11 protein-coding genes are annotated in these 11,484 nt (G+C 69.7%); 9 read left to right on the forward strand and 2 right to left on the reverse strand.

Annotated features, from left to right (window positions below; all coding sequences use genetic code 11):
- Positions 1-128: 128 nt before the first annotated feature.
- Positions 129-1,175, reverse strand: coding sequence for a hypothetical protein (locus tag AB0F98_RS15235; RefSeq protein WP_357734583.1), 1,047 nt, complete (start codon positions 1,173-1,175; stop codon positions 129-131).
- A gap of 190 nt (positions 1,176-1,365) precedes the next feature.
- On the opposite strand from AB0F98_RS15235, the gene AB0F98_RS15240 reads away from it, so the two are divergent.
- The 4 genes from AB0F98_RS15240 (at position 1,366) to AB0F98_RS15255 (ending at position 5,129) form a co-directional block, all read left to right on the forward strand.
- Positions 1,366-1,599, forward strand: coding sequence for a hypothetical protein (locus tag AB0F98_RS15240; protein WP_357734586.1), 234 nt, complete (start codon positions 1,366-1,368; stop codon positions 1,597-1,599).
- 244 nt (positions 1,600-1,843) lie between these two features.
- Positions 1,844-3,253, forward strand: coding sequence for an N-acetylglucosamine/diacetylchitobiose ABC transporter substrate-binding protein (ngcE, locus tag AB0F98_RS15245; protein ID WP_357734589.1), 1,410 nt, complete (start codon positions 1,844-1,846; stop codon positions 3,251-3,253).
- Positions 3,254-3,315: 62 nt separating this feature from the next.
- On the forward strand, positions 3,316-4,224 hold the full coding sequence (locus AB0F98_RS15250; protein ID WP_357734592.1) for a sugar ABC transporter permease: 909 nt from the start codon (positions 3,316-3,318) through the stop codon (positions 4,222-4,224).
- On the forward strand, positions 4,221-5,129 hold the full coding sequence (locus AB0F98_RS15255; protein WP_357734595.1) for a carbohydrate ABC transporter permease: 909 nt from the start codon (positions 4,221-4,223) through the stop codon (positions 5,127-5,129). The genes AB0F98_RS15250 and AB0F98_RS15255 overlap by 4 nt, the downstream gene beginning before the upstream one ends.
- 106 nt (positions 5,130-5,235) lie before the next feature.
- On the opposite strand, the gene AB0F98_RS15260 is transcribed toward AB0F98_RS15255, so the two are convergent.
- Positions 5,236-6,225, reverse strand: coding sequence for a BadF/BadG/BcrA/BcrD ATPase family protein (locus AB0F98_RS15260; protein ID WP_357734598.1), 990 nt, complete (start codon positions 6,223-6,225; stop codon positions 5,236-5,238).
- A 190-nt stretch (positions 6,226-6,415) separates the two neighbouring features.
- Here AB0F98_RS15260 and AB0F98_RS15265 point away from each other — a divergent pair, with 190 nt between their 5' ends.
- The 5 genes from AB0F98_RS15265 to AB0F98_RS15285 are packed head-to-tail and all read left to right on the forward strand — an operon-like array spanning position 6,416 to position 11,447.
- Positions 6,416-7,378, forward strand: coding sequence for a MurR/RpiR family transcriptional regulator (locus AB0F98_RS15265; RefSeq protein WP_357734601.1), 963 nt, complete (start codon positions 6,416-6,418; stop codon positions 7,376-7,378).
- Entirely contained in the window at positions 7,375-8,124 is a 750-nt protein-coding gene (locus AB0F98_RS15270; protein WP_357734604.1) for an SIS domain-containing protein, read from the forward strand. Before AB0F98_RS15265 ends, AB0F98_RS15270 begins: the two co-directional genes overlap by 4 nt.
- Before the next feature lie 26 nt (positions 8,125-8,150).
- Complete coding sequence (gene ngcE / locus AB0F98_RS15275; protein WP_357734607.1) at positions 8,151-9,599, forward strand: N-acetylglucosamine/diacetylchitobiose ABC transporter substrate-binding protein; 1,449 nt, start codon at positions 8,151-8,153, stop codon at positions 9,597-9,599.
- A 16-nt stretch (positions 9,600-9,615) separates the two neighbouring features.
- Positions 9,616-10,524: a sugar ABC transporter permease gene (locus AB0F98_RS15280; protein ID WP_357734610.1), complete on the forward strand. Its 909-nt coding sequence runs from the start codon at positions 9,616-9,618 to the stop codon at positions 10,522-10,524.
- Positions 10,524-11,447 carry a carbohydrate ABC transporter permease gene (locus AB0F98_RS15285; RefSeq protein WP_357734613.1) on the forward strand — a complete coding sequence of 308 codons (924 nt, stop codon included), beginning with the start codon at positions 10,524-10,526 and terminating at the stop codon, positions 11,445-11,447. The genes AB0F98_RS15280 and AB0F98_RS15285 overlap by 1 nt, the downstream gene beginning before the upstream one ends.
- The last annotated feature ends 37 nt before the right edge of the window (positions 11,448-11,484 follow it).

The following is an 11,484-nucleotide window of genomic DNA, read 5'->3' on the forward strand; positions in this document are numbered from 1 at the left end:
CCGACAGGGCTCCGATCAATGCTCGCCACATCGTGTCGCTCCCCGGTCCAGCCAGTCCCGCCGATGCCGAGACTACGGTCGGTACCCCTCCGCCGGCGTCCACCGGTGGGAACGGGTGCGAAGGGGCGTCACCCCTCGTGCCCGAGGGTGGTGTGCAGGGAACGCATCGAGCGGATGGCCGAGCGGATCTCCTGGAGGTAGCGTCCCGGCGTGAGTGTGGGCTCGGGTAGCCGGACCGGGTCGGGCATCGCGGGGTCGACGCCGACCGTGTCGATCCCAGCGTCGTACGGCACCGCGAGGGTACGCAGCGCGTCGCAGTGTTGGAACGGCACGTAGATCGGGTGGGTCACCAGCAGCACCTGGTCGCCGGGGGAGAGCCGGGCGTGCCCGGCCCAGAAGCGTTGGGTGTCGGCGGTGTGCGCGCGGCGGTGCTGCGGTTCACTGGACGGGGCGGCCAGCACCCGCACCGGTGGGGAGCCGGTCGGGCGGTACGTTCGCGACGACCAGGATCGGTGCGGGTGCCCCGCGTCCACGCCGTCCTCTCGGGCGGGCCGGGTCACGCCGAACGCGAGCCGCACCGCCGCGTCGAGCGCGTCGACCTCGGTGTCGGCGTCGGTCACCCCGGCATCGGCCAGGGTGCGCCGCTCCGTTGCGGACAGTGGCCGGAAGCTGCCCAGCACCGCCACCTCGCCGGCCACCCGGGTACCGTGGCGCAGCAGGTGCGCGGCGTACGCCACCCGCCGCAGGCAGGCGGACGCCAGGCCGCCGAGCACGAGCAGGTGCGCGTACCGGGGTAGCGCCGGCGGGGCGGCCCGGACCATTCCGAGTGCGGTCGCCGCGTCCGGCACGAGCCGTGACGTCGACGGGTCGAGGTCGGGCTCGCGGGCGTCGGGCCGCTCCCGGCCGCCCCGGAAGTCCCAGTGTGTCGCGGAGAAGTCGTCCAGGCCGGCGAGGACGGCGGCGAGGTCGCCGGCCGGCCAGCGGCCCCGGAACCGGTCGACCAGCTCACGCAGCGGCGTGGAGCCGACCCACGCGGCGATACCGTCGACGAGTACGCCGGGGTCGCCCGCCACCGTTCCGCCCGTCAGCGGTAGTGGCACCGTCCCACCGGTGACCGGGCTGGACCCGGCCGGGCCGGCGGGCCCGGGCTGCGGCGGATCGGGCGGCTCGGGCACGGTCGGATCGTACCGGCGGGCCCGCCGCCGCCGGCGTCAGAGGGCGCGGACCGTGGCGGTCGGGTGTTCCGGCCGGAGGCCTGGCTCTGTCGTACGACGCCGCGAGTCAACCCGTGGTCCGATGTGCCGGTCTGCGGCCGGGAGCAGCATGGCCTCGCGGATACATCGACAACGATGGACGGAGCGGCCAGTGCGGAAGGCAGCGTCGGTTCTCGGTCTGGTTCTGGGCCTCTATCTGGTGGTCCGGTCGCTTGCCGAGCCGTTCGTGATCGATATGAATGATCCGGCCACCTACCGGCACGACTGGGGCGGACCGGGCCTGGCCGGGGTGCTGCTGGTCCACTGCGGTCCCGGCGTGGTCGCGGCCGTCGTCATCGCCGTGGTGCTGCTGCGGCGCCGGAGGGCGGGCCGGTCCCGGGAGTGAGCGCGGGTGGGGATCCGGCGGGCATCGTCGCCCCGGGTGCTCTGGTGCCCGGTGGTGACGCCCGTCGACGTGCGCCTGGATAACGGTTCGATGCGCAGGTATTGCGGTCCGCACCCCGGCTGTCGTAGAAATTCTTCAGCAACAATTTGTGAACTGAAGACAATCAACAGTCCCCCCGCGCCTCGTACGGCGGCCGCCCACCCCCACTCATCGACGGCTGCCCGGCCTGAACCGAGGAGAGAGCATGAACAGGCGTGACATCCTGCGGCGGACCGCCGCCGCCGGCCTGCTGGCCACTCCCGCCGCCGGTCTGCTCGCCGGCTGCGCCACCGGTGGCGGCGACAGCGACGCGGAGACGTACAAGGGCACGAAGAGTGCGCAGAACCCGCTCGGCGTCAAGGAAGACGCCCCGCTCGAGGTCGTGATCTTCAACGGTGGGTTCGGCGAGGAGTACGCCAAGGCCCACGAGGCCATGTACAAGGAGAAGTACCCGAAGGCGGAGATCGAGCACTCGTCGACGCAGGAGATCAACAAGACTCTCCAGCCGCGTTTCGTCGACGGCACCCCGCCGGACGTGGTGAACAACTCCGGCGCCGGTCAGATCGACTTCAACGGCTTGGTCTCCCAGAACGCCATCGCCGACCTGGGGGAGCTGCTCAACGCGCCGAGCCTCGACATCCCCGGCAAGACGGTCAAGGAAACCCTGCTGCCCGGCGCGGTCGAGGTCGGGTCGTACGACGGCAGGTTCCTGGTCTTGAACTACACCTACACCGCGTACGGCATCTGGCACTCCACCAAGCTCTTCGGAGACCGGGGCTGGCAGTACGCGAAGACCTGGGACGAGCACATCGCGCTCTGCAGGCAGATCAAGGCCGCGGGCATCGCGCCCTGGACGTACGCCGGCAAGCACCCCCGCTACATGAGCTGGCCGTTGATCGCCACCGCGGTCAAGCTCGGCGGCCCCTCCGTCGCCATGGCGATCGACAACCTGGAGCCGAACGCCTGGAAGTCCGACGCGATGAAGACGGCGGCCGACGCCTGGCACCAGATCGTCAAGGACAAGTTCATCCTGGACGGCTCGCCGGGCCTGGACCACGTGCAGTCGCAGACCGAGTGGTGTCAGGGCAAGGCCGCCTTCATCTCCTGCGGCTCGTGGCTGGAGAGCGAGCAAAAGAAGGTCACTCCCGAGGGCTTCAACATGATCATCCAGCCGACGCCGAGCCTGGGCAGTGGTGACAAGCTCCCGTACGAGGCGATCCGCGGCACCGCCGGCGAGCCGTTCATGGTGCCGGCCAAGGCGAAGAACCTGGCCGGCGGCCTGGAGTACTTCCGGACCATGCTCTCGCTCAAGGGGGCGCAGGACTTCACGCGGAAGGTCGCCAGCCTGACCATCGTGGCCGGCTCCACCGACGGCGTCGAGCTGCCGTTCGGTCTCGGCACGGTGGTCAAGGCACTCGACGCCTCCGGCAGCAACGGCTTCAACTGGGTCTACAACAACTACTACCGGAAGCTGGAGCGGGAGCTCATCGACGCGGCGTGCGGCGAGTTCTTCAGCGGCCGGATCGGTCCGGCGGAGTTCCTCGACCAGTGCCAGCGGGGCGCCGACTCGATCGCCCAGGACAGCTCGATCAAGAAGTACAAGCGGACCGCGTGACGTCCGGCCGGTGGGGACGCGCGATCCCCACCGGTCACCGCTTCCGGGAGTAGGCCCAACTCGTGAGACATGGCAAGTACCCGCTGATCCTGACGTTCCTGGTGCCGCCGCTGCTGCTGTACCTCGTCTTCGTCGTCTCGCCGTACCTGCAGGCCTTCCAGATCTCGACGACCGACTGGCTCGGCTACTCGGCCGAGGCCGACCCGGTCGGGCTGGCCAACTTCGAGACGTTGCTGCACGACGGGCGGGTGTGGAACGCGCTCAAGAACAACGCGCTGCTGCTCGCCGTGGTGCCGGTGCTGACGATCGGGTTGGGCCTCTTCTTCGCCACCATGCTCAACATGGGCGGCCGCAAGGGCCGGGCCGGGGTGACCGGGGTACGGGGCACGGCGGTCTACCGGATGGTCTACTTCTTCCCGCAGGTGCTCTCGGTGGTGATCATCGCCCTGCTCTGGAAAGAGGTCTACCACCCCAACAGCGGCCTGCTCAACGGCACTCTCCGCGCCGTCGGCCTACCCGCACCGACCTGGCTCGGCGATCCCCGGACGGCCTTCTGGTGCGTACTGGCGGTGATGGTCTGGGCCAACGTGGGCTTCTACGTGGTGCTCTTCGGCACGGCCATGTCGGCCATCCCGCGCGACATCTACGAGGCGGTGCTGCTCGACGGCGCGTCCCGGTGGACCACCCTGCGCCGGGTCACCATCCCGCTGCTCTGGGACACCGTGCAGGTCGCCTGGATCTACCTGGCCATCGCGGCGCTGGACGGGTTCATCCTGATCCAGCAGATGACCAACGGCGGCCCGAACTTCTCGTCCGACGTCATCGGCCTGCGGATGTACGAGACGGCGTTCGGCAGCGAGAGCAAGTTCGGGTACGCCTCGGCGATCGGCGTGGTGCTGTTCTTCCTGACCCTGTCGGTGGCGGTACTGGCCCTGCGGACCGCGCGGCGTGATCGGATCGAGTACTCGTGACCATTCTCGACAGGCCCGCGTCCGAGGGCGCCGCCGCCGACGACCGGCGGGTGCCGCGGGACCGTGGGCTGCGCCGCGAAACGGGTGCCGCCAATGTTTTCTCACACGGCTTCCTGCTGCTCTGGGGGCTGTTGACCGTACTGCCGCTGTTGTGGATGTTCGTCAGCTCGTTCAAGAGCGACGGGGAGATCCTGTCCGACCCGTGGGGGCTGCCCGGGTCGTTGCGGTTCGACAACTGGGCCCGGGCGTGGACCGAGGCGCACATCGGCCGCTACTTCCTGAACAGCGCCATCGTGGTGGCCGGCTCGCTCACCCTGACCATGCTGATGGGCGCCGCGGCCGCGTACGTCTTCGCCCGGTACGAGTTCCGCGGCCGGCAGGTCGCCTACTACCTGTTCGTCGGCGGGATGATGTTCCCGGTCTTCCTGGCTCTCGTGCCGCTCTTCTTCGTGGTGCGCAACGCCGGCCTCTTCGGCACCTGGACGGGTCTCGTTCTGGTGTACGCGGCCTACTCGCTGCCGTTCACCGTCTTCTTCCTGACCGCGTTCTTCCGGACCCTGCCGACTGCGGTCGCGGAGGCGGCGCTGATCGACGGATGTGGTCACTTCCGGCTCTTCTTCCGGGTCATGCTGCCGATGGCCAGACCGGGAATGATCAGTATAGCGATCTTCAATTTCCTGAGTCAGTGGAACCAGTTCATCCTGCCCCAGGTGCTCATGCAGGGCGACGACTCGAAGTGGGTGCTGGCGCAGGGGCTCACCGCGTTGGCGGTCAGTCAGGGCTACCAGGGTGACTACAGCGGTCTCTTCGCTGGCCTCACCATCGCCACAGTGCCCGTACTGGTCGTCTACGTGCTGTTCCAGCGTCAGGTGCAGTCCGGCCTCACCGCCGGTCAGCTCAAGTGACGTCGGGCCCGCTCGCCGGGCTCGGCCGGTAACCGCAGTCGCCAGGACCCGTCCGGTGGAGACCGAATCCGATCTGCTCGCTCACCGCCGTACGCCGCCCTTGCGATCAGGGCGTCGGAGCGACCAGGAGGGCGTGCAGCGCGGCCGGGTCGATCACCTCGGGCAGGTCCCGGGCGGCGAGCCAGGCCGCGGCGGCGGCGCCGTCGCCGGCAGTGCGCAGTGGTGCCTGCGGCCAACGCCGGGCGGCCTCGGCCCGGACCGCGGCGGCGAGCGGGGTGTCCCCGGTCAGCAGCCCGCCGCCGAGCACGAGCGGGCTGCCGGCGTCGGCCGCCCGGATGCGGCTCACACTGTCGATCAGGTGGGTCGCGGCGTCGACGATCAGCCCGGTCGCCGCCGGCTCGCCCGCCACCGCGGCGGCGACCACGGCCGGTGCGAGCCGGGCCAGTTCCACCGGCGGGCGGCGGGTCACCACCTGGATGAGCGCGTCGACGGTGTCCCGGGCGCGCGGCGCCACCTCGGCCGAGCCGAGCAGATCGGTGAGCAACTGTCGGCCCAGCTCGGCCGGCGCGCGACCGCTGTCCAGGTCGACCAGCAGCCGGCGGACCGCCTCCCGGCCCAGCCAGAACCCGGAGCCGGCGTCGCCGAGCAGCCAGCCGTGTCCGTCCGCGACACGGTCCAGCCGCAGTTCGCGTACCCCGGCGGCGATGGCGCCGGTGCCGGCGATGAGCACCGTGCCGTCGGGGTCGGCGGTGCCCGAGGCGTACGCGACCAGCGCGTCGCCGTACACCGCGTACGGGCAGCGCAGCCCGGCGTCGCGCCAGGCCCGGTCGAAGGCCGCCCGACCGGCGGGATCGGCGAGCAGGCGGCCGGCCCCGGCCAGGCCGATGGCCCCGGCGCGCACCCGGGTCGGGTCGACGTTCGCGAGCGCCCCGCGCAGCGCGGCCAGCAGTTCGGTCGCGGCCCGCTCGGCGCCATGGCTGGTGGGGTTGCCGCCGCCGGCCCGGCCGGTGCCCAAGCGTTGCCCGTCCAACCCGAGGGCGGTGGCCCGGGTGGAGGTACCTCCGACGTCGAGCCCCACCACGACGGTTCCGGACATCCGCACCCCACCTCTTGATCGACGTCGCGTTCATGCTGGTCGTCCGCGGGATGTGGGGCAAGCGCCGGACATCGTCCGAGATCGCGTAGCAGGTAACAGTTTGAAAACTTCGCCCACGGTCTTGACACAGAGGGGCCCGCAGTAAGAACTTTTACCACTATCAGTTAACAGTCTTTTCGAAAGGCGTCCCATGGTTGATCACGAGGTGGACACCTCCGCGGGGACCGCGGTGGTCGACGCCGACGTGTTCAACCGGCGGGGCGCGCGCGCCGCCGCCAGCGATGGCGTGCTCGCCCGGGTCCGCACCGGCCTCGACAAGTTGACCGGGGCGCTGCGCCGGGTCGCCGAGCACGTGCTGAGCGACCCCGAGAGCGCCGCCCGTTCCACCATCGTGGAACTGGCCGAGCGCAGCGGCACCTCGCCGGCCACCGTCACCCGGTTCTGCCGCGCCATGGGCTTCGAGGGCTACGCCGACCTGCGACTGGGCATCGCGGCGGAGACCGGGCGGGCCCGGTCCGCCGGTTGGACCGTCGACATCGGACGGGAGATCCAGCCCGGTGACCCGCTCACCCGAGTGCTCGACCAGGTCATCGCCGCGGACACCCGCGCCATGCACGACACCGCCGCGCTGCTCGACCTCGCCGAGGTGGAGCGGGCCGCGGTGGCGATCGCCGGCGCGTCCCGGGTGAACATCTTCGGCGCCAGCGGCAGCGCGTTGGTGGGCGAGGAGATGCAGTTCAGCCTGCACCGCATCGGAGTCGCGGCGTGGGCCTGGAACGACGTGCACGAGGGCCTGGCCAGCGCCGCGCTGCTACGCCCCGGCGACGTGGCGCTCGGCATCTCACACACCGGGCAGACCCGGGAGACCATCGAGATGCTCGCCGAGGCGGGCAGCCGGGGCGCCACCACCGTGGCGCTCACCGGCTTTCCCCGCTCGCCGCTGGCCGAGCTGGCCGACATCGTCCTGGTCACCGCCAGCCAGGCGACCACCTTCCGGCCGGACGCGCTCAGCGCGCGGCACCCGCAACTGGTCGTGCTCGACCTGCTCTACATCGCCGTGGCGCAGCGGACGCACGACCGGGCCCACGCGGCCTTCCGGCGTACCGCGCAGGCCGTCGACGGCCACAAGGCCGCGAAGGGAGCCGCGTCATGATCAGCGCCCAGGGGTACGCGAACGCCGTCCGCCCGCTGCTCGACCGGCTCGTCGACACCCAGTCCGACGGGCTCGGCCGGGCCGCCGACCTGATCACCGCCAGCCTGCGCGCCGGGGGAGTGCTCCAGGCCTTCGGCGCCGGCCACTCCGAGGCGTTCGCGGCCGAACTCGTGGCCCGGGCCGGCGGGCTGGTTCCCAGCAACCGGCTCTCGGTGCACGACCTGGTGCTGCACGGCGACGCCCCGCGTGACGTGCTCGCCGACCCGAAGCTGGAGCGCGACCCCTCCATCGCCCACCGGATCTACGCGCTCGCGGCCCCCGAACCGCGGGACGTGTTCGTGGTGGCGTCCCAGTCCGGCATCAACGGCTCGGTCGTCGAGCTCGCGAGGCTGGTCACCGACCGCGGTCATCCGTTGATCGCGGTCACCTCGGTAGAGCACACCGTGCGAGCCGTACCCCGGCACCCGTCCGGCCGGCGGCTCGCCGACCTCGCCGACGTCGTGCTGGACAACGGCGCACCGTACGGCGACGCACTGCTGCCGCTCGATGGCGGTGGCGCGGTCTGTGCGGTCTCCTCGGTCACCACCGCGCTGCTGGCGCAGCTGCTGACCGCGGAGGTCGTACGACGGTTCCACCAGGCCGGAGAGGTACCCCCTATCTACCTCTCCGCCAACGTCCCCGGCGGGGACGAGCACAACCTCGCCCTCGAGTCGCGGTACGCCGGGCGTCTCCGGCGCACCGCCTGACTCGAATCCCACAAGGAGAGACGACGATGTCCGTTACCCCCGAGAACCCGGTGGACCTGAGCCGCCGGACAGTGCTGCGCCGGGCCGCCGCCGTCGGCCTGGCCCTCCCCGCCGCCGGCCTCCTCGGTGCCTGCGCCACCAGTGGCGGCGACGGGGAGACCGAGCAGGTCTCCGGCGGCACCAAGAGCGCCACCAACCCGCTCGGCATCAAGGAGGACGCGCCGATCGAGGTGATCATCTTCAACGGCGGCTACGGCGAGAAGTACGCCACCGACGTGCACGAGCCGCTGTACAAGCAGGCGTTCCCCAAGTCCGAGGTCAAGCACCAGGCGACCCAGGCGGTTTCCACCGTGCTCCAGCCGCGGTTCGCCGGGGGCAACCCGCCCGAGTTCGTCAACAACTCGGGCGAGAAGTTCCTCGACTTCGGCGCGCTCGTCAACGACGGCCAGTTGCAGGACCTCACCGAGCTGTGGGACGCGCCGTCGGTCGACGACCCGAACAAGAAGGTGCGCGACACGGTGATCCCGGGCGTCGTCGAGCAGGGCATGTTCGACACCGCCGACGGGCAGCGCAAGCCGTTCGTGCTGTACTACGTCTCGACGGTCTACGGCATCTGGTACTCCGGGAAGCTGTTCACCGACAACGGCTGGACCGCGCCCACCAACTGGGAGCAGTTCAAGGCGCTCTGCGAGCAGATCAAGGCCAAGGGCATCACGCCGTACGGGTACGCCGGGGCGAACGCGGCCTACTACCAGTGGAACGTGATCCTGACGCACGCCGCGAAGATCGGCGGCCCCGACGTGCTGAAGAACATCGACAACCTGGAGGACGGCGCCTGGAAGCAGGACGCCGTCGTGCAGGCCGCCGAGGCGTGGGCCGAGATCGGCGCCAAGTACTCGGACAAGAGCTTCGAGGGGCTCAAGCACACCGACGTGCAGCTCCGGCAGAACCAGGGCAAGCTCGCCTTCTACCCGTCCGGGGACTGGCTGGAGAACGAGCAGAAGAAGGACACGCCGCCCGGCTTCAACTACCAGCTGATGCCGGTACCCAGCCTCACCGCGTCGGACAAGCTGCCGGCCAACGCTATCCGGGCGGCCGGCGGCGAGGGATACTTCGTCTCGGCCAAGAGCAAGAACCCGCGCGGCGGGATGGAGTACATGCGGCAGATGCTCTCGAAGGCGGGTGCCCGGGGCTTCACCGAGACCGTCGGCGCGGCCACCGTCGTGCCGGCCGGCAGCGAGGGCTACCAGTTCCCGCCCGGCGTGGCCAGCTCGCAGGCCGCGCTCAAGGCGGCCGGCGCGAACGTGTTCAACATGATGTTCGACAACTGGTACAAGGAGCTCGACACGGAGGCGCGGACCGCCACCAACGAGCTGATGTTCGGTCGGATCAAGGCGGACGCGTTCGCGGACCGGGTCCAGAAGCGCGCTGACGCGATCAAGAAGGACACCTCCGTCACCAAGTTCAAGCGCTGATCGGAGCGTAGGGGTCATGCGGCACGGCAAGTATCCGTTCGTGATCGGGTTCCTGTTCGTCCCGGTCACGCTGTACGTGGTTTTCGTCATCGCGCCGTACGCGCAGGCGTTCCAGATCTCGATGACCAACTGGCGGGGCCTGTCGGCTCCACAGTGGGTGGGCTTCGACAACTACCGGAGACTGCTGGACGACGGCAGCTTCTGGAAGGCGGTCCAGCACCACGGCGTACTGCTCCTTGCCCTGCCGCTGATCACCATTGCCATCGCGCTGTTCTTCGCCTTCCTGCTCAACGTGGGCGGAAAGAGCAGCGGCGGCCAACGCCAGGGGGTCTGGGGGTCGAAGTTCTACCGGGTGGTGTTCTTCTTCCCCCAGGTCCTGGCCGTGGCAATCATCGCGGTGCTGTTCCAGATGGTGTACCGGCCCAACGAGTCCGGCCTGATCAACGGCGTGCTGATGAAGCTCGGCTTCGAGCCGGTGCTGTTCCTCATCAAGCCGAACCTGGCTCTCTGGTCGATCCTCGCGGTGCTGGTCTGGCAGGCGGTCGGCTTCTACGTGGTGCTCTTCTCCGCCGGGATGGCGTCCATCCCGACCGAGATCTACGAGGCCGCCGAGATGGACGGCGCGACCCGGGTCACGCTCTTCTTCCGGGTCACCCTGCCGCTGCTCTGGGACACCCTCCAGGTCGCCTGGGTCTACCTCGGTATCGCCGCGTTCGACGCGTTCGCCATCGTGGCGGTGCTCTCGGTGGACAGTGGCGGCCCGGACGGCGCCACCACCGTCCTGGCGATGGAGATCTACCGCAACGCCTTCGTCTACTCGAAGTACGGGTACGCGTCGGCGATGGGCGTGGCGCTGTTCTTCCTGACCATCACGTTCGCGGCCCTGACGCTGCGGCTCAGCAAGCGGGAAAGCGTGGAGTACTGATGAACCCGCAGTCGACGCTGCCGCCGACACCGGCGGCGCTGCCCCACACCGGGACCCGGAACGGCGCCGGGCGGCGCGGGAAGGGCCGACCTTCCGAGGTACGACTGCTCGCCGGTCTCGGTCACGTGGCGCTCGCCGTCTGGGCGGTGATCGTGATCGTGCCGATCCTCTGGACGTTCCTGGCCTCGTTCAAGAACACCACCGAGATCTTCAGCAGCCCGTGGACCCTGCCCGGGGAACTGCGCTGGGAGAACTACGCCCGGGCCTGGACCAAGGCGAACGTCGGGCGGTACTTCCTGAACAGTGTGATCGTTGTCGGCTTCAGCACCTTCGGCACCATGCTGTTCGGCTCGATGGCGGCGTACGTGCTGGCCAGGTACAAGTTCTGGGGCAACCGGGTGATCTACTACCTGTTCGTCTCCGGCCTGGCCTTCCCGGTCTTCCTGGCCCTGGTGCCGCTCTTCTTCGTGGTGAAGAATCTCGGCCTGTTGAACACCCACACCGGGTTGGTGCTGGTCTACATCGCGTACTCGCTGCCGTTCACGATCTTCTTCCTGGCCGCGTTCTTCAAGACGCTGCCGTCCTCGGTGGCCGAGGCGGGGATGATCGACGGTTGTTCGCACACCCGGCTGTTCTTCCAGGTGATGCTGCCGATGGCGAAGCCGGGCCTGATCAGCCTCACGATCTTCAACGTCATCGGCCAGTGGGCGCAGTACCAGTTGCCGCTGGTGCTGCTCTCCAACGCGAAGGACAAGTGGGTGCTCACCCAGGGCATCGCCGACATCTCGGTCAACGCCGGTTACGAGGCCGACTGGTCCGGACTCTTCGCCGCCCTCACCATCGCGATCCTGCCGATGATCATCGTGTACGCGATCTTCCAGCGCCAGATCCAGTCCGGCCTGACCTCCGGCGCCGTCAAGTAACCCCACGGCCCGAGATGGGGCCTCGTGCACGGAAAGA

Origin of the sequence: Micromonospora sp. NPDC023737, assembly GCF_040639715.1 — a bacterium.
Lineage (GTDB): Bacteria > Actinomycetota > Actinomycetes > Mycobacteriales > Micromonosporaceae > Micromonospora.

Coding starts and splice junctions, on each gene's coding strand:
- ngcE (WP_357734607.1), top strand. CDS start 8,151: ATGTCCGTTACCCCCGAGAACCCGGTGGACCTGAGCCGCCGGACAGTG.
- ngcE (WP_357734589.1), top strand. CDS start 1,844: ATGAACAGGCGTGACATCCTGCGGCGGACCGCCGCCGCCGGCCTGCTG.
- AB0F98_RS15260 (WP_357734598.1), bottom strand. CDS start 6,225: ATGTCCGGAACCGTCGTGGTGGGGCTCGACGTCGGAGGTACCTCCACC.
- AB0F98_RS15285 (WP_357734613.1), top strand. CDS start 10,524: ATGAACCCGCAGTCGACGCTGCCGCCGACACCGGCGGCGCTGCCCCAC.
- AB0F98_RS15280 (WP_357734610.1), top strand. CDS start 9,616: ATGCGGCACGGCAAGTATCCGTTCGTGATCGGGTTCCTGTTCGTCCCG.
- AB0F98_RS15270 (WP_357734604.1), top strand. CDS start 7,375: ATGATCAGCGCCCAGGGGTACGCGAACGCCGTCCGCCCGCTGCTCGAC.
- AB0F98_RS15265 (WP_357734601.1), top strand. CDS start 6,416: ATGGTTGATCACGAGGTGGACACCTCCGCGGGGACCGCGGTGGTCGAC.